This is a genomic window from Arthrobacter cavernae, from assembly GCF_017368795.1.
Classification (GTDB): domain Bacteria; phylum Actinomycetota; class Actinomycetes; order Actinomycetales; family Micrococcaceae; genus Arthrobacter; species Arthrobacter cavernae.
Genome location: NZ_JAFNLL010000002.1, coordinates 130,314 through 147,469, shown reverse-complemented (window position 1 = coordinate 147,469; position 17,156 = coordinate 130,314). Strand labels below are relative to the sequence as shown.

Below are 17,156 nucleotides of genomic sequence, written 5' to 3'. Positions count from 1 at the left end.
ATTAGGCTGAACAGGTGGACGATCAACTCAGCACCCCCGAAGAGACACCCCTTCCCGCCGTCGAGCCCGAAGGCACGGGCAGCGTTCCGGGCATCGGCCGGATCGTGCTGGGAGGCACCCCCATCGGCAACGTCGGGGACGCCACCACCCGCCTCGTGGAACTGCTGACGACGGCGGACATCATCGCCGCGGAGGACACGCGCCGCCTGCACCGGCTGGTCCAGTCCCTGGGAATTACCGTCTCCGGGCGGGTCGTCAGCTACCACGAGCACAACGAGGCGGCGAAGACGGGGGAGTTGCTGGACCACGTGAGGGCTGGCAAGACGATCCTGATGGTGAGCGACGCCGGAATGCCGGCGGTCTCGGACCCCGGCTTCCGCCTGGTCGAGGGTGCTGTGGCGGCGGGGCTGTCCGTGACCGCGGCGCCGGGCCCGTCCGCGGTGCTGACCGCGCTTGCCTTGTCCGGCCTGCCCACCGACCGTTTCTGCTTTGAAGGCTTCCTGCCCCGGAAGTCGGGGGAGCGGAGTTCGCGCCTGGCAGAGCTGGCGGATGAACGCCGCACCATGGTCTTCTTCGAAGCGCCGCACCGGCTCGAAGTGATGCTGCGCGCCCTGCACGAACGCTTCGGCGCAGACCGCCGCGTCGCAGTGTGCCGGGAACTGACCAAGACCTACGAGGAAGTCATCCGCGGCACCCTCCGGGAGTTGCTCGAATGGGCCGAGAACAACGAAATCCGCGGCGAGATCGCCGTGGTGGTGGGCGGTGCCCCCGAACCGGCCCCCGGCAAGCCCGAGGACCACGTGGCCGCCGTCAACGAACTAGTGTCGCAGGGCATCCGCCTGAAGGAAGCCGTCGCAGCCGTGGCCGACGATGCCCGGATCAGCAAGCGGGAACTCTATTCGGCCGTTCTCGCCGCCCGGTAGGAAGCCATTGTGCAGCTGCACAGTTTGGACCCTGTCCGGCAGTGCGCGGATGCGTAGACATTGCTTGTCGCCGGGCAGTACCGTGGCAGTAATTCAGGCCACTTACTGGCCAGGAACCAAGTGGTGCAACCATCCAATGGCCACCCGTAGACGAAGGAGTCGCCATGACTGTCACTGCCGAACGCGAAAGCGTCCTGCTGGATTCCGTCCCCACCGGTCTGTTGATCAACGGTCAGTGGCTCCCGGCGGCATCCGGAAACACCTTTGATGTTGAAGACCCCTCCACCGGCAAGGTCCTCCTCAGCATCGCCGATGCCGGCGCCGAAGACGGCGCAGCCGCGCTGGACGCTGCTGCCGCGGCACAGGCCGGCTGGGCACGCACCGCACCGCGCGAACGTGGCGAAATCCTGCGCCGCGCCTTCGAGCTGGTGACCGCCCGCGCCGAGGACTTCGCACTGCTGATGACCCTGGAAATGGGCAAGCCGCTGGCCGAAGCCCGTGGTGAGGTTGCCTACGGCGCCGAATTCCTGCGCTGGTTCTCCGAGGAAGCCGTGCGCATCAGCGGCCGCTACTCCGCAGCCCCGGACGGCAAGAACCGCCTCCTGGTACAGAAGAAGCCGGTTGGCCCGTGCCTGCTCATCACCCCGTGGAACTTCCCGCTGGCCATGGCCACGCGCAAGGTGGCCCCGGCCGTCGCCGCAGGCTGCACCATGGTGCTCAAGCCGGCCAACCTGACCCCGCTGACCAGCCTGCTGTTCGCCGAGGTCATGCAGGAAGCCGGGCTTCCCGCCGGCGTCCTGAACGTCATCCAGACCTCCACCGCCGGCCAGGTCACCGGACCCCTCATCAAGGACGATCGCCTGCGCAAGATCTCCTTCACCGGCTCCACCGCGGTGGGCCAGGCCCTCATCCGCGAAGCCGCGGACAAGGTGCTGCGCACGTCCATGGAGCTCGGCGGCAACGCCCCGTTCGTGGTCTTCGAGGACGCCGACCTGGACAAGGCCGTCGAGGGCGCCCTGGCCGCCAAAATGCGCAACATGGGCGAGGCCTGCACCGCGGCCAACCGCTTCATCGTGCACGAGTCCATCGCCGATTCCTTCGCGGAAAAGTTCGCGGCCAAGATCTCCTCGCTCGCCGTCGCCCGCGGCACCGAGCCCGAGTCCAAGGTGGGCCCGCTGATCGACGGCAAGGCCCGCAACGGCGTGCACGCCCTTGTGGCCGACGCCGTGGCCGGCGGAGCAACCGCCGTCACCGGCGGTGCCGCTGTTGACGGCCCCGGCTACTTCTACCAGCCCACAGTGCTGAAGAACGTCGCCGCCGACGCGCGCATCCTGAAGGAAGAGATCTTCGGCCCGGTGGCCCCGATCGTGACCTTCAGCACCGAGGACGAGGCCATCCAGCTGGCCAACAACACCGAGTACGGCCTGGTGGCCTACGTCTTCACGAAGGACCTCAACCGCGGCCTGCGCGTCAGCGAGAAGCTGGAGACCGGCATGCTCGGCCTGAATGCCGGCGTCATCTCCAACGCGGCCGCCCCGTTCGGCGGCGTCAAGCAGTCCGGCCTGGGCCGCGAAGGCGGCTCCGAAGGCATCGAGGAGTACCTGTACACCCAGTACGTGGGCATCGCCGACCCGTACGCCGACTAAATAACGGCACACGCAGCAGCGGCACACGCAGCAAGCGAGGCCCGGCGCGGGAACCATTGGTTCCTGCACCGGGCCTCGCCTGCTGTGCGGCGGGGTAGTACCGTATTGCTCCGTATCCGGGGGCTCAGTGCCGTCCCGGGAGCAGTGAGCGCAGCCGGCGCCGGAAGCCCCGCAGCGCGCGGGCGGCACGTTGCGCGATCCGAGCCGTTCCGCGGAACGGGGTGCCCAGCAGGCGGGACCAGCGGTGCATGAGCGACGGCGGCAGCCAGTCCGCGCGGAAGCGCACCCACCAGGAGGCGTTGCCGCGGAAGGAATCCCGGACGGCGCCGATCCGCTCCGCAGCCTGCGCGTCCGCCGTCGAGGCCTCGGAAGCCGGCCCGTCGGCAGTGGGCACGTCTGCAGCGTCGGGCCGGCCGTAGCGCTGCCGTTCGAAGTCACCGGTGAGGGAGACGACGGCGCGGTGCCCGTCGTCGTCGTTCCCTCCCGCTTCGCCGAGGGCGCTGGACTCCCGCAAACGGGCGGAAAAGTGCCGCGGAGTCTCGCTCGGGGCGGCGGGGACGCCGAAGTCGGCGGCGAGATCCTGGAGCTCATCCCAGGCAAGCGCGGGAAGAGCGTACTGGGTCCGGTCGATGCCTCCCGCGGAGGTCTCCGCGAGTGTGGGCCGCGGACGCAGGCGGCGTCTGCGGATGCCCAGGCGGACCAGCCCCGGGGAGACCAGAAGGGCCGCCAAGAACAGCGCTCCCGCTGTCAGGAAGCCAAGGACCAGCAGCTGGCTGCCGGAACCCGTTCCCGGGCCAACGCCCTGGGCCTCAGGCGGGGTGCTGTTTGGCTGCGGGGTGAGCGTGTCCGGCAGGACGTCCTGCTCGTCCTGGTTGGTGCCGGCACCGCCGGGAAGCTGGGCGTCGAGGGCGTAGTCCGGGACGGTGCCGCGTGACGGCGTGGGCTCGAACGGCACCCAGCCCAGTCCCTCGAAATAGAGCTCCGGCCAGGCGTGGGCGTCGCGGGCGTCCACCTCGAATTCGGCGAAGGAGCCTTCGCCGCCCAGCGTCACGGTTTCGCCTGTGGGCCGGCCGGGGGCGTAGCCCACAGCGATCCGGCTGGGGATCCCCTGGAGCCGTGCCATGACGGCCATCGCGGAGGAAAAATGTACGCAGTAGCCGCTCTTCTGGGTGAGGAAATCCGCCAGCACGGACAGACCGTTGCCGTCATAGCCGTTCTGCACCGGCGCCTGGAGCGAATAGCTGAAGGCTCCCGAACGAAGGTATTTCTGGATGGCCAGGGCCTTGGCAAAGCTGCTGTTCCCCGCTGCGGCGATGCTGCCGGCGGTCTGGCGGACGATGTCCGGGACATCCCCCGGAACCCTGAGGAATTCTTCCGAGATCGACTGCGGCGCACCCGTGGCCTGCGCCAGGGCGACGGCGCTCAGCCGTGGCGCTGCCGAGAGCACGGTGTACTGCTGGCCGCGGGTGGTGGCGCTGGTGCTCATGATGCTGAGGGTTTCCGGATCCCAGGTCCAGGGCCCGCTGAGCCCGTTGACTGAAGTGGGCGCGTACGGAGCCGGGAGGTACGGGCTGGTGAACTGTCCGGCGTCGATGACGGTGAGGGAGTTGATGGTTTCGCCGCTGAGGCGATACTCCGGCTGGATCTGCCCGACGCCGGCCTGGCGGCTGCCGGCGCGGTCGTCCGGTCCCCAGGTTTCGCCGTCGAAGTGGTCGATGGTGACCGAGCGCAGGTACAGGGGCCCGGTGGCGCTGCTGGCGTACGTGATGCGCCCCGTGCCGCTGGGACTGCGCAGGCTGTTGCCGAGGGTGATCATGGGGTTCAGGCCGTTGGAGGTGCCCCAGGAATTGAGCCGTGATCCCTGCGGGAAGGTTCCGCTGTCGAACCCCGGGATGGCGAGGGGCACCGCCAGCGACAGGACCAAGGCAAGGGCGCCCGTGAGCGCCGAGCGCTTGAACTGGCCCGCGCCCCTGCTGGTTCCGGACTGCAGCCTGGCATCAGGGGCGAACCACTGGCGGCAGGCCAGGATCAGGAGGTAGCCCGCCGCGGTGGCCAGGAAGCCTGCCACGCCCACGCTTTGCGGCTTGATGGTGGCGGGAACCACCAGCACCGCCAGCAAGCCGAGTCCGCTGCTGGCTGGCAGGTCCAGCGGCACCGACAGGGCATCGATGAGCAGCACCAGCACGCCCAGGCTGGCGCAGGTGACCAGGACAATCCCGGCGTTCGGGGCAACCGGGGCGCTCTCGGAAATCACTGTTTCCGCGGCCCGCTTCAACAGCCGGCCGGCCTCGGCCAGTGTCTCGGGAGTGGGGATAATCCCGGCCATGCTGTGGCGCCGGAAGAAGATGAACGTGAGGATGACCACCAGCGAAACGAGCCCGCCCAGCATGGCCAGCAGGGACTGGGCCCGCAGGGAACGGAGCACCGCCAGGGTGAGGGCCACGGTGCAGACCACCGTGATGACGGGCAGGAGCCAGGCCCAGCCGCGCAGCACCCCGTTGAGGGAGATGGCGGCACCGATGACGGCCGCCGCGATGGCCCCGGACATCGCCCAGGGATAGATGCCCGGACCCGGCTTCCCGGCCGCCGGGCGGAGCGGGCCGAGCCCGGACGGGCCGCTTCCGGACTGGTGGGGACCGGAGGCGGCAGCACCCGAGGGCCCCTGGCGCGAGGTGGTGGTCATCGCGGCACCGCCGCACCCCGGCGCACATCCATGGCTGCCGCTGCGGCCGCCAGGATGCCGCCTTCGTCGAAGCTGGACCATGCCGCGGTGAGTTCGGTGCGCGAGCTGACGGCAACGGCCCGCCAGCCGCCCAGCCGCAGGGCGTCAACTATGTCCTCGCTGCCGCCAGTGGTGTCCGTGACGACCATCGCGAAGGCGTTGGCGCCGTAGCCGGCGGCCACGGCGAGGGACTTTGCCTCCGCCAGCGTCATGTTGCCGAGCAGGGCCAGCAAGGGGCCACGCAGCCGGTGGGCCGCCAGCTTGTCCATGAGACGGTCGTCGAAGGCCGCCTCAAGGGGGTCAGTCCCGGCGCCGGGAGCCGCCCGGCCGTGGTGCGCGGCCGCTGCGCCGCCGGTATCCCGGGGCCTGGAGCCTGCCCGCTCAGAAGACCCTGCGCGTTCGCTGGAGTGGTGCTCGGCCCGCACATGCCGGGGTCCGCTCAGCTGGATGGCGGCGAGCCCTTCGGCGATCGAATGCAGCCCGCCGACGCCGTTGAATTCCTCCGCCTCGGGGTCCGGCGCAGACGGCGATCTGCGGAACGCAGGGTGGCCGTGGGCATCGAGGAGCCGGAGCGAATAGTTGCGTTCGGCCAGGTGCGCACTGACGGAGATGGCTGCTGTCACCACCCATTCGAAGTTCGGGCTGGTCAACAGCTCCGAATCCTCGTCCCGGCCCGCATTGCCGAAGACCGTTCCGCTGCCTGAGGCAAAGGCGGAGAAGCGCTGGTCCAGGATGATGGTGGCCTCCGGCGTGGTGACCGATTCCTCCTGCCGCACCATGAGTGATCCGTGGCGTGCCGTGGCGGGCCAGTGGACCCGGCGCATCGGGTCGCCGTGCCGGTATTCCCGGGTCATGACGTCGTCGTCGCTGGGATTCGCCCGGATCCGGGTGGCGGTGACGCCGTCGTTGCCCCTGGCACCGGCCAGGCCGGTGACCGGAAGCTCGACGGCGGCGGGCGTGACGGTGAGGAGGTCGCCGTCGTCGATGGCGTGCCGGTGCAGGGACAGGCCGAACGGATCGCTGAACTCGGCTGTGACCGGCCCGATCCTGAACTGGCCGCGCTTGCCCGAGCGCAGGTGGTACTCGTAGCGGCTGGTGCCGCCTGAGGCGGACCGGGCAGGGAAGCGGAAGGCCGGGGGAGAGCCGAAGCGGGGCGGCAGCTGTTCCTCCATGATCACGTGGCCGCTCGCGGGAGTGGTCCGTGCAACGGCGAGCCTGACCGTGGTAGTGGAGGCGGTCTGCACCGAGGAGGGATTGAACTCCCGGTAGACCTGGAACCGGGGCTTGAGGAGCCTGACCCCGGCGAGGGATACCAGCGGCAGGACGAGGAGGAGGAGGGCCAGCGTAAGCAGGTCTCGGCGGCCCATGATCCAGGCGAACAGCAGGGAAACAGCCCCCGCGGTGAGCAATCCCCAGCCCCGGGCGGTAAACAGGTGCTTGGGCAGCCGTTCCAGGAGTGCCATGTGGACCGCTTCCTAGCCGCCGTGCTTGTCCCTGCGCGGCGATCCCTGCGGGGAACCGAACGGGGTGCGCTGTGCGGTGGCCACAGGGTCCTGGGCCACGGGAAGGGAAGCCAGGATGCCGCGGATGATGCTCTGCGCGGTATCGCCGGAGCTTGCGGCCTTGCGGTCCAGGATGATGCGGTGGGCCAGCACCGGCTCGGCGACGGCCACCACGTCATCCGGGAGCACGAAGTCGCGTCCGTCCAGGGCTGCCGTGGCCTTCGCGGCCCGCAGCAGCTGCAGCAGGGAGCGCGGGCTGGCCCCCAGGCGCAGGCGGGCGCTGTCGCGCGTGGCACGGCCGATCGCCACGGTGTATTCCTTGATGGACTGGGACACATAGACCTGTTGGACCGTGGCGATCATGGCCGCCACCTCGGCTGCCGTGAGGACGGGGGTGACCTTGGCCAGCGGTGAGACGGCCTGGTGGGTTTCGAGCATCTCGATCTCGGAATCGCGGTCCGGATACCCCATGGAGATCCTGGCCATAAAGCGGTCACGCTGGGCCTCCGGAAGGGGGTAGGTGCCCTCCATCTCGATCGGATTCTGGGTAGCCACCACCATGAACGGCAGCCCCAACTGGTAGGAATGGCCGTCCACGGTGACCTGGTGTTCCTCCATGCACTCCAGCAGCGCGGACTGGGTCTTGGCGGAGGCCCGGTTGATCTCGTCGCCGATCACGATGTTCGCAAAGACGGCACCCGGGCGGAACTCGAACTGCCGGGAGGCCTGGTTGTAGATCGAGACGCCCGTGACGTCCGAGGGCAGCAGATCCGGTGTGAACTGGATACGCGACACGGTGCAGTCGACCGTCCTGGCAAGTGTTTTAGCCAGAAGGGTCTTTCCGACGCCCGGAACATCCTCCACCAGGAGGTGTCCCTGGGCCAGCAGGACGGTCAGTGCGAGCTTGGCGGCATCGGCTTTGCCGTCGATGACCTTGTTGATGGCGCCCAGGATGCGCTCGCTGGCATCGTGGAAACTGCCGAGGTCCATGAGTTGCGCTTTGTGGCCGTTGAGGGAACTGCCCTGCGGAGCCGGGGAAGCGTAGGCCTCCTGCGGCACAGCCGAAGCCCCAACGGTGACGTGTCGCTTGGAGTCCATGGACTGCCCTTCAGCCGTGGCCTGGTAGCCGGCCGGCCACGATGCCGTGCCGCTCTTCCCGCCTTTTCGTTCCAGACTACCCAGAGTATTGCCGCGGCAGACAGAGCGGGCGCTGATTTGTTCCGCCGGGCTGCCCGGCGCCCGGGACGGCGGCGCTTAAGGTTGAAGCATGTGCAATTCCCTCGCCCCCGCCTCCTACCGGGCGCCCGAAGACAGTGATCCCCGCAAGGAGTACCCGCCCGCCCCGGAACCGTTGCCGGTTCCGGTCATGGACAACCACACGCATCTGGATTTCCGGCACGGGCTGATCGAGGTGGCCGTTGCCGACGCACTCGACGCCGCCGAGGCAGTGGGCGTGCAGGGCGCCATCCAGGTGGGCTGCGACCTGGAGTCATCGCGCTTCACGGTTCAGGCCGTTGACGCCGATCCGCGCCTGCTCGGGGCCGTGGCGATCCATCCGAACGATGCCCCCGTCTACGCCGGACGCGGGGAATTGGAGTCCGCGCTCGCCGAGATAGAGGAGCTGGCCAGGCACCCCCGGGTACGGGCCATCGGCGAGACAGGACTGGACTTCTTCCGCACCCACGGCGAGGGCCTGGTGCACCAGCGGCATTCCTTCCGCCGGCACATCGACATCGCCAAGCGGCTCGGCCTCACGCTGCAGATCCACGACCGCGATGCCCATGACGACGTGGTCCAGGTGCTCCGCGAGGAAGGAGCCCCGGAACGGGTGGTCTTCCACTGCTTCTCCGGCGACGAGGAGCTGGCCCGGATCTGCAACGAGAACGGCTGGTACATGTCCTTCGCCGGCACCATGACCTTCAAGAATGCCGGCGGCCTGCGGGCAGCCCTGGCCATTGCTGAGCCGGAGCGGATCCTGGTGGAGACGGACTCGCCGTTCCTGACCCCGCACCCTTACCGTGGCCGCCCCAACGCGAGCTACATGGTGCCATACACGGTCCGGTCCATGGCCGAAGTGACCGGCACCGAGCTCTCGGAACTGTGCTCCCGCCTCGCCGCGAACACGGTGTCCGCCTACGGGTCTTGGGACTGATTCCGGACTGAATCGAGCCGTCCGCCTAATACCCGGTATGCAGATTTCTTGGACGCCATATAACGCTTCGGTTACAGTGGAAAGGAATAGCCGGGGTCGGGGAAGGCCTTCGGACATCGTGCTTCGTTCGCAATGAATGCTTCAGTTGAATGAGTATGGCGGCGCAAATCCGCGCTGCAGGCTTCAGGACCAGGCTTCGGCCGGGTCCTGATTGTTTGCGGCCGGATTGGTTTAGTGCGCTTTTCCCCGTGCCCGGATGGTCCAAAAGATACGGGCAAACGTGGTCAAGTTCTTCACATCGGACGGCAAGTTCAGCTACCTCAAGATCGGCGCGCAGCTGCTGGTGCTCTCCGCACTGCTTGTGGGCGTTGTTGCCTTCGTGGGCAACAACAAGACGGTCACCCTCAACGTGGATGGCAAGGTGAGCTCCGTCCAGACCTTCGGCGGCACGGTTGACGAGGTAGTCAAGGCAGCCAAGGTTGAACTGAAGGCGGCGGACCGGGTCTCCCCGGCTCTGGACGCCCGTGTGGAGAACGGCACGGTGGTCAACGTGAACCTGGCCAAGGATGTGGCCATCAGCCTCGATGGTGCCCGCCGGACCGTCAACACCACGGCCCCCGACGTCGCCGGACTGGTCAGTGAACTGGGCGTGGCAAGCTCCGCCGCGCTGTCCCAGCCCAAGGACGCCGCCCTGGCCGTCTCCGGCTCCTTTGTGTCCATCTCCACACCCAAGACCATCCGCCTCGTCGCGGACGGCAAGAGCACCGCGCAGACCACGACGGCGGCCGACGTCGCCACCGTGCTCAAGGACGCCGGCGTCACCGTCGGCGCCAGCGACCGTGTGTCCCAGCCCGGCAACGCCCCCGTGGTCCAGAACATGGTCATCAAGATCTCCCGCGTGGACACCAGCAAGACCGCCGATGCCACCGAGGAAGTGCCGTTCGAAACGATCACCACGCAAAGCGCGGACCTCTACACGGACGAGAAGACCGAGACCCAGGCCGGGGCCGCCGGCCAGGTCGTCAAGACCTTCAAGCTGGTCCTGGTGGACGGCCGCGAAGCGTCCCGCACCGAGGTCTCCAGCAACGTCACCGTCAAGCCGGTCGCCAAGAAGGTCACGGTGGGCCTCAAGGAACGCCCGAAGCCCGCCGTCGGCACCGCCACCGGCGCCGCAACAGGCGCCCCGAACGAGGCTATGTGGGACCGGATCGCCCAGTGCGAGTCCGGCGGCAACTGGTCCATCAACACCGGCAACGGCTACTACGGCGGCCTGCAGTTCTCCAGCCCCACATGGCTGGCCAACGGTGGCGGAAGCTACGCGCCCAACGCCAGCCTCGCCAGCAAGGCCCAGCAGATTGACATCGCCAACCGCCTCTACGCCAAGAACGGCTTGCGTGACTGGGGCTGCGGGTGGGCGGCCTGAGGCCGCGCAGACGATACGATACCTAGGTGACTGAACCGAATTCCGAACCCGCCGCCGTCGCGCCTTTGCTGGGCGCCACAGACATTCGACGGCTCGCCGAGGAAATCGGTGTTCGCCCGACAAAAACCCTGGGGCAGAACTTCGTGATCGACGGCAACACGATCCGCAGGATCGTCGCTGCCGCCGCGATTGACCCTTCCGAGACCGTCCTGGAGGTCGGCCCCGGGCTGGGCTCCCTGACGCTCGGCCTGCTGGATGCCGCCAAGTCCGTGGTCGCCGTCGAAATCGACCCCGTGCTGGCCGCCAAACTGCCGGAAACGGTGCGCAGCTGGCGTCCGGACGCGGCCGATAATTTCCACCTCGTGCTCTCCGACGCCATGAAGGTCACCGAGCTCCCGGTCCAGCCCACCGCGCTGGTTGCCAACCTCCCGTACAACGTGGCCGTGCCTGTGGTGCTCCACCTGCTCCAGCATTTCCCCAGCCTGCAGCACGGCCTGGTCATGGTCCAGGACGAAGTGGCGGACCGGCTCGCGGCGACGCCGGGATCCAAGATCTACGGCGTCCCCTCCGTCAAGGCGGCCTGGTACGGACACATGCGCAAGGCCGGCGTCATCGGCATGAACGTGTTCTGGCCGGCCCCCAAGATCCACTCCGGCCTTGTCGCTTTCACCCGCGGCGAACCGCCGGTAACGCACGCCACCCGCGAGCAGGTGTTCGCCGTCATCGACGCCGCGTTCGCCCAGCGCCGCAAAACCCTCCGCGCCGCCCTGGCCGGCTGGGCAGGCGGGGCCATGGAATCCGAACGCTGCCTGGTCGCCGCCGGCGTCGATCCCACCGCCCGTGGCGAGGTGCTGGACATCTCCGCCTACGTCCGGATCGCCGAGGCCCGCCACCCAGTGGACGCATGAACTCCGGGACCATGAATCTGGGGACCATGAAGAACCCGCACGGGCGCTTCAGCGCGCGGACCGTCCGGGTCAAGGCCCCGGGCAAGGTCAACGTCTCCCTCAACGTCGGTCCGCTGCGCCCTGACGGCTACCACTCCGTGGCCAGCGTGTACCTTGCGGTCTCCCTCTATGAGGAAGTGGCCGCAACAAGCACCGAGACCGGCGGCATCACCGTCAGCATCAGCCCCAACAGCACCCTGGACCTCGACGGCGTCGACATCCCCCTGGACGGGCGGAACCTCGCCTACAAGGCGGCAGCCATCATGGCCGATGTCTCCGAGCAGGCCACCGGCGTCCACCTTGAAATCACCAAGCGCGTCCCGGTTGCGGGCGGCATGGGCGGCGGATCGGCCGACGCCGCGGCAACGCTCCTGGCCTGCGACGCCCTCTGGAACAGCGGCCTGTCGCGGGAGGAACTCGCCCATCTCGCAGCCGAGCTCGGCGCGGACGTGCCGTTCTCGCTGCTGGGCGGCACCGCCGTCGGGCTGGGCGTCGGCGACGAACTGTCCCCGGCACTTGCCAAGGCGCAGATGGACTGGGTGCTGGTATGTGCCGGCTACGGCCTCTCCACGCCCGAGGTTTTCCGCACCCTGGACCGGCTCCGCGACGCCGAGGGACTGGAGGTCCCCGATCCCGTGGAGGTGGACCCCAAGATCCTGCAGGCCCTGCGCAGCGGCGACCCGGAGGCCCTCAGCCGCGTCCTCATCAACGATCTGCAGCGCGCCTCCATCGATCTTGCTCCGCAACTGCGCGACACCATCGGCCTGGGCGAGTCCAACGGCGCCCTCGCCGGCATCGTCTCCGGTTCCGGCCCCACCATCGCCCTCCTCGCACACAACACCGGTTCCGCCGAAGCGCTGGCCGAGGAGCTCCGGCACCTCGGCCACGATGCCCTGGCCGTCCACGGCCCTGTGCCGGGGGCACGGATCATCTCGGACACCCTTCTCTAACAGCTTTCCCTCCATCAGCCCTTCGCATTTCAGCAGCAGAAAGCAGTACACCTTGGCACACCTTCTTGGCGGCGAGAACCTCACGGTTTCGTACGCGACGCGCACCGTCCTGGACGGCATCACCCTCGGACTCGAGGAAGGTGACCGGATAGGCATGGTGGGCCGGAACGGCGACGGCAAGTCCACGCTGATGCGCCTGCTGGCCATGCGTTCCACACCGGACTCCGGCCGGGTGACCAAGCGCGGCGACGTCAACATCGGCTACCTGGACCAGAGCGACGTGCTCGACGGCGACCTCACCGTCGGTGCCGCGATCGTCGGCGACCAGGCGGACTACGAATGGGCGCGCAATCCCCAGATCCGCGAAGTCATGGGCGGCCTGGTGTCCGACGTCGACTGGCACGCCAACGTCCACGCCCTTTCTGGCGGGCAGAAGCGGCGTGTGGCCCTCGCCAAGCTCCTCATCGAGGACCATGACGTCATCATGCTGGACGAGCCCACCAACCACCTCGACGTCGAAGGCGTCGCGTGGCTGTCGCGGCACCTGAAGTCCCGCTGGCGGGCCAACCAGGGCGCGTTCCTGGTGGTCACCCACGACCGCTGGTTCCTCGACGAAGTCTGCACCAGGACCTGGGAAATCCACGACGGCATCATGGACCCGTTCGACGGCGGCTACGCGGCCTACGTGCTGGCCCGCGCCGAACGCGACCGCTCGGCCGCCGTCGTCGAGAGCAAGCGCCAGCAACTCGTGAAAAAGGAGCTGGCGTGGCTGCGCCGCGGCGCCCCTGCCCGCACGGCCAAACCCAAATTCCGGATCGAGGCAGCCAACGCCCTGATCGCCGACGTCCCGGAGCCGCGCGACTCCACGGCGCTGAGCAAGATGGCCACGGCACGCCTGGGCAAGGACGTCCTGGACCTGGAAAACGTTTCGCTGGACTTCCTCGGCGGCGACGCCGGGCAGAAGCTCTTCGACAACATCACGCTCCGGCTGGCACCGGGGGAGCGGCTGGGCCTGGTGGGCGTCAACGGCGCCGGCAAGACCACCCTGCTGAAGCTCCTCAACGGCCAGATCGAGCCGACGTCAGGCAGGCTCAAGCGCGGCAAGACCGTGGTCACCGCGGTGCTCACCCAGGAGGTCAAAGAGCTCGACGACGTCTCGGACCTGCGCGTCATCGAAGTGATCGAGCGCGAGAAGCGGTCCTTCAACGTGGGCGGCAAGGAGTTCACCGCCGGCCAGCTCGTGGAGCAGCTCGGCTTCACGAACGAGAAGCAGTGGACCCCCGTCAAGGACCTTTCCGGCGGTGAGCGCCGGCGCCTCCAGCTCCTGCGCCTGCTGGTGGGGGAGCCCAACGTGCTGATGCTCGATGAGCCCACCAACGACCTCGACACCGACACGCTCGCCGCCGTCGAGGATGTCCTGGACGGCTGGCCGGGGACGCTCGTGGTGGTCAGCCACGACCGCTACCTGCTGGAGCGCGTCACGGACCACCAGATGGCGCTCCTGGGTGACGGCAAGATCCGCCCCCTGCCGCGCGGCGTTGACCAGTACCTGGAACTCCGGGAATCCGCCCTGGCCGGTTCCACCATCACCGGCGGCGGCAACCCCGTCACGGGTCCGGGCGGCAGCTCCGCCCCCGCGGCGCCGGGCGCCTCCGAAGCCGAAAAGCGCGATGCTCGCAAGGCCAAGAACCGGATCGAACGCCAGCTGGGCAAGCTCGAACAGCAGGAAAAGAAGATCCACGAGCAAATGGTCAAAAGCACCGCCGAGAACGACTTCGACGCCCTGGCCGAGCAAAACAAGAAACTCAAGGACCTCACTGGAGAGCGAGAGGCCCTCGAGCTCGAATGGTTGGAAGCAGCCGAAGTCCTCGGCGAGTAGCTGGGCTGCTGGGTGGCGGTCGGCGCTGTTTCGCCGTCGCTTAGACACGCCGCGTAGAGGGCATTTCGGTCGCTGGGCGACCTCAACGCCCTGACGCGTCGCGATGCGCTCCTTCGCGAAACACCGCCGACCGCCGTCGTCGCCAACCTCACCGAGGGATTGTCGTTGGGGAGGGATGAATGAGGTCCAGGCTCACTCTGGGCTCGGAAGCTCCTCTTACCCTCAACCGCGAGACCTGACACAACGTCCACGCAATCCGCCATGGTGCCCGCCAGCGGCCGCTGGCCTGCAAGGCGGGCCAGGGAAACGGTTGGCATCCTGAACGGAACATTGGCAATAGCGGCGCGGGGGACTTTCGCGTAGGAGCGCATCGCGACGCATCGTGGCGTGAAGGTCGCCCAGCGACCGTAGCGTCACCTATCCGGTGTGTCTAAGCGACGGCGAAGGTCCCCTGCACCGCGGACGCAAGCATACGGAACCGCGACCAAAAAGCTACGCCTCGGACTTGAGCTCCGGCTCCTTCTGCAGGCCCGTGAGGCCATTCCACGCCAGATTCACAAGGTGCGCAGCCACTACGCGCTTCTCGGGCTCGCGGCTCTCCAACCACCATTGGCCCGTCATCGCCACCATGCCCACCAGCATTTGGGCGTACATGGCGCCGTCGGCCGTGCTGAAGCCTCGGCGGGCGAATTCGTCGGAGAGCAGGTGCTCCACGCGGGCGGTCACGTGGGACAGGAGCGTGGAGAAGGCGCCCTCGGGCTGGGAGGGCGGGGCGTCGCGCATGAGGATGCGGAATCCGTCCGTGCGGTCCTCGATGTAGCCGAGCAGCGCGAGCGCGGCCCGCTCCACGAGGACGCGGGGCTTGGCTTCGGCGCCGAGGGCCTCGTTGATGGACTCGAGCAGGATCTGGAATTCGAGCTCCACCACCTGGGTGTAGAGCCCCTCCTTGGAGCCGAAGTGCTCGTAGATGACGGGCTTGGAGACGCCTGCCGAAGCGGCGATCTCCTCGATGGTGGTGCTGTCCATGCCGCGGGCAGCGAACAAGGCGCGGCCGATTCCCATGAGCTGGGCACGCCGCTGCGGGCCGGTCATGCGGGCACGGACTGCCTGGGGGGCCGCTCGATGGCTGTCGTCGCCGTGGGGGGCCGCTGCCCGGGGAAGGTCTGTGCTGTTGCTCACCCGTCCATCATGCACCACCCCGGGCAGCCAGCCGTTCCGGCCCCCGGGCCAGGGCGCGGCCGCGTCCGTGTCGCAAGCTACCGCCAAGGCATGGCAAAATAGGTACTCGTGCCCTGGGTTCGACGCTCCGGGCGCGGTCCGCTCTGGTGTAATGGCAGCACCCCGGCCTTTGGAGCCGTGGAGTATAGGTTCGAGTCCTATGGGCGGAACGGCCGGATCATGCGGTCCTCCGTGCCTGGAGCAGCGGCATTGCTGCCACCGGGCGCAGGTAGGATGAATTCGTGCCGAAGCCGGTTTGCCCCCGGAGAATACCGAGCAAGGAGAGCCCGTACGTGAGCCCCGAAACCACCGGCCCCGCCGCAGTGATCGTTCTGGCTGCAGGTGCCGGTACGCGGATGAAATCGCGGACTCCCAAGATTCTCCACGAAATCGGCGGCCGCTCCATGGTGGGCCACGCGCTCCTCGCCGCCCGTTCCATTGCCCCCCGTCAGCTGGCCCTCGTGGTCCGCCACGAACGCGACCTCGTCGCAGCCCATGTCTCCGCCCTGGATCCCGCGGCCGTCATCGTGGACCAGGACGACGTCCCGGGCACCGGCCGCGCCGTCCAGATGGCACTGGAAGCCCTCGACGCCCGTGGCGAACTGAGCGGCACCGTCGTGGTCACCTATGGTGACGTTCCCCTCCTGACCGGCGGACTGCTCAGCGAACTCGTGGCCGCCCACGAAGCCGAAAACAACGCGGTCACCGTCCTCACGGCCGTGCTGGACGACGCCACCGGCTACGGCCGTATCCTGCGTGCTGCGGACGGCACTGTGACCGGCATCCGCGAACACAAGGATGCTTCCGACGCCGAACGCGCCATCCGTGAGGTCAACTCCGGCATCTACGCCTTTGAAGCCTCCATGTTGCGCACGGCACTGGCCCAGGTCACCACGGACAACGCCCAGGGCGAGATGTATCTCACCGACGTTCTCGGCCTGGCGCGCGACGCCGGAGGCCGGGTTTCCGCCGTCGTCACCGAAGACCGCTGGCAGGTTGAGGGCGCGAACGACCGCATCCAGCTGTCGGCGCTGGGCGCCGAGCACAACCGCCGCATCATCGAGGCGTGGATGCGTTCCGGTGTGACCGTGGTTGATCCGGCCACCACCTGGATCGATGCCACCGTAACCCTCGACGAGGACGTCCGCCTGCTGCCGAACACCCAACTGCACGGCACCACCACGGTGGCGCGCGACGCCGTCGTCGGCCCTGACACCACGCTGACTGACGTGGTGGTGGGCGAGGCCGCCAAGGTGACCCGCACGCACGGCTCCGGTTCCACGATCGGCGCCAAGGCCAGCGTAGGCCCGTTCACCTACCTCCGCCCGGGCACCGTCTTGGGCGAGACGGGCAAGATCGGCGCGTTCTACGAGACCAAGAACGTGACCATCGGCCGTGGCTCCAAGCTGTCCCACCTCGGCTATGCGGGCGACGCCGAAATCGGCGAGGACACCAATATCGGCTGCGGCAACATCACCGCCAACTACGACGGTGAGAAGAAGCATCGCACCGTGATCGGCTCCGGTGTCCGCACCGGCTCCAACACCGTCTTTGTGGCTCCGGTGACTGTCGGCGATGGCGCCTACAGCGGCGCCGGCACCATCATCCGCAAGGATGTTCCGCCCGGAGCGCTGGCCGTGAGCCTGGCCGCCCAGCGGAACGCCGACGGCTGGGTCCTGAAGAACCGCCAGGGCAGCAACTCGGCGCAGCTGGCCCAGGCTGCGCAGGATGCCCGGCTGACCGCCGCCCCCCAATCCTCACAATCCCCGGCAACCACAGAAGAGGGCAAATAGG

General features: G+C 68.3%; 12 protein-coding genes and 1 tRNA gene. 9 read left to right on the top strand and 4 right to left on the bottom strand.

From position 1 onward, the window contains the following. Positions 1–14 precede the first annotated feature (14 nt). Together rsmI and J1902_RS00630 are read left to right on the top strand one after the other, a co-directional pair. Positions 15–923: a 16S rRNA (cytidine(1402)-2'-O)-methyltransferase gene (rsmI, locus tag J1902_RS00635; protein WP_372434293.1), complete on the top strand. Its 909-nt coding sequence runs from the start codon at positions 15–17 to the stop codon at positions 921–923. A 164-nt stretch (positions 924–1,087) separates the two neighbouring features. After that, the gene (locus tag J1902_RS00630) at positions 1,088–2,569 is read left to right on the top strand and encodes an NAD-dependent succinate-semialdehyde dehydrogenase (RefSeq protein WP_207614254.1); all 1,482 of its coding nucleotides are present in this window, start codon (positions 1,088–1,090) and stop codon (positions 2,567–2,569) included. A gap of 124 nt (positions 2,570–2,693) precedes the next feature. Here the strand turns inward: J1902_RS00630 and J1902_RS00625 are convergent, their stop codons facing one another. From J1902_RS00625 to J1902_RS00615, 3 genes are read right to left on the bottom strand one after another with little or no spacing between them, the layout of a single operon-like run. Next, positions 2,694–5,252 carry a transglutaminase TgpA family protein gene (locus J1902_RS00625; protein WP_207614253.1) on the bottom strand — a complete coding sequence of 853 codons (2,559 nt, stop codon included), beginning with the start codon at positions 5,250–5,252 and terminating at the stop codon, positions 2,694–2,696. Then, on the bottom strand, positions 5,249–6,754 hold the full coding sequence (locus tag J1902_RS00620) for a DUF58 domain-containing protein (protein ID WP_207614252.1): 1,506 nt from the start codon (positions 6,752–6,754) through the stop codon (positions 5,249–5,251). The genes J1902_RS00625 and J1902_RS00620 overlap by 4 nt, the downstream gene beginning before the upstream one ends. Positions 6,755–6,766: 12 nt before the next feature. Continuing rightward, entirely contained in the window at positions 6,767–7,891 is a 1,125-nt protein-coding gene (locus J1902_RS00615; protein WP_207614251.1) for an AAA family ATPase, read from the bottom strand. Positions 7,892–8,060: 169 nt separating this feature from the next. Here J1902_RS00615 and J1902_RS00610 point away from each other — a divergent pair, with 169 nt between their 5' ends. The 5 genes from J1902_RS00610 (at position 8,061) to J1902_RS00590 (ending at position 14,144) form a co-directional block, all read left to right on the top strand. After that, positions 8,061–8,945 carry a TatD family hydrolase gene (locus J1902_RS00610; RefSeq protein WP_207614250.1) on the top strand — a complete coding sequence of 295 codons (885 nt, stop codon included), beginning with the start codon at positions 8,061–8,063 and terminating at the stop codon, positions 8,943–8,945. A 280-nt stretch (positions 8,946–9,225) separates the two neighbouring features. Beyond that, the gene (locus J1902_RS00605) at positions 9,226–10,368 is read left to right on the top strand and encodes a resuscitation-promoting factor (protein WP_207614249.1); all 1,143 of its coding nucleotides are present in this window, start codon (positions 9,226–9,228) and stop codon (positions 10,366–10,368) included. A gap of 26 nt (positions 10,369–10,394) precedes the next feature. Further along, positions 10,395–11,276: a 16S rRNA (adenine(1518)-N(6)/adenine(1519)-N(6))-dimethyltransferase RsmA gene (gene rsmA / locus J1902_RS00600; protein ID WP_207614248.1), complete on the top strand. Its 882-nt coding sequence runs from the start codon at positions 10,395–10,397 to the stop codon at positions 11,274–11,276. A 26-nt stretch (positions 11,277–11,302) separates the two neighbouring features. Beyond that, positions 11,303–12,265, top strand: a complete 963-nt coding sequence (locus J1902_RS00595; protein ID WP_207614247.1) for a 4-(cytidine 5'-diphospho)-2-C-methyl-D-erythritol kinase — start codon at positions 11,303–11,305, stop codon at positions 12,263–12,265. Between the two features lie 52 nt (positions 12,266–12,317). Continuing rightward, positions 12,318–14,144 carry an ABC-F family ATP-binding cassette domain-containing protein gene (locus J1902_RS00590; protein ID WP_207614246.1) on the top strand — a complete coding sequence of 609 codons (1,827 nt, stop codon included), beginning with the start codon at positions 12,318–12,320 and terminating at the stop codon, positions 14,142–14,144. A gap of 492 nt (positions 14,145–14,636) precedes the next feature. On the opposite strand, the gene J1902_RS00585 is transcribed toward J1902_RS00590, so the two are convergent. Then, complete coding sequence (locus J1902_RS00585) at positions 14,637–15,236, bottom strand: TetR/AcrR family transcriptional regulator (RefSeq protein WP_207614542.1); 600 nt, start codon at positions 15,234–15,236, stop codon at positions 14,637–14,639. Between the two features lie 224 nt (positions 15,237–15,460). On the opposite strand from J1902_RS00585, the gene J1902_RS00580 reads away from it, so the two are divergent. Together J1902_RS00580 and glmU are read left to right on the top strand one after the other, a co-directional pair. Next, positions 15,461–15,532, top strand: a tRNA-Gln gene (locus J1902_RS00580). Positions 15,533–15,655: 123 nt separating this feature from the next. Further along, entirely contained in the window at positions 15,656–17,155 is a 1,500-nt protein-coding gene (gene glmU / locus J1902_RS00575; RefSeq protein WP_207614245.1) for a bifunctional UDP-N-acetylglucosamine diphosphorylase/glucosamine-1-phosphate N-acetyltransferase GlmU, read from the top strand. Position 17,156 lies beyond the last annotated feature (1 nt).

What these genes read in the sequence shown, in the direction of transcription:
- J1902_RS00630 (WP_207614254.1), top strand. Translation starts at nt 1,088, where the DNA reads ATGACTGTCACTGCCGAACGCGAAAGCGTCCTGCTGGATTCCGTCCCC.
- J1902_RS00625 (WP_207614253.1), bottom strand. Translation starts at nt 5,252, where the DNA reads ATGACCACCACCTCGCGCCAGGGGCCCTCGGGTGCTGCCGCCTCCGGT.
- J1902_RS00620 (WP_207614252.1), bottom strand. Translation starts at nt 6,754, where the DNA reads ATGGCACTCCTGGAACGGCTGCCCAAGCACCTGTTTACCGCCCGGGGC.
- J1902_RS00615 (WP_207614251.1), bottom strand. Translation starts at nt 7,891, where the DNA reads ATGGACTCCAAGCGACACGTCACCGTTGGGGCTTCGGCTGTGCCGCAG.
- J1902_RS00610 (WP_207614250.1), top strand. Translation starts at nt 8,061, where the DNA reads ATGTGCAATTCCCTCGCCCCCGCCTCCTACCGGGCGCCCGAAGACAGT.
- J1902_RS00595 (WP_207614247.1), top strand. Translation starts at nt 11,303, where the DNA reads ATGAAGAACCCGCACGGGCGCTTCAGCGCGCGGACCGTCCGGGTCAAG.
- J1902_RS00585 (WP_207614542.1), bottom strand. Translation starts at nt 15,236, where the DNA reads ATGACCGGCCCGCAGCGGCGTGCCCAGCTCATGGGAATCGGCCGCGCC.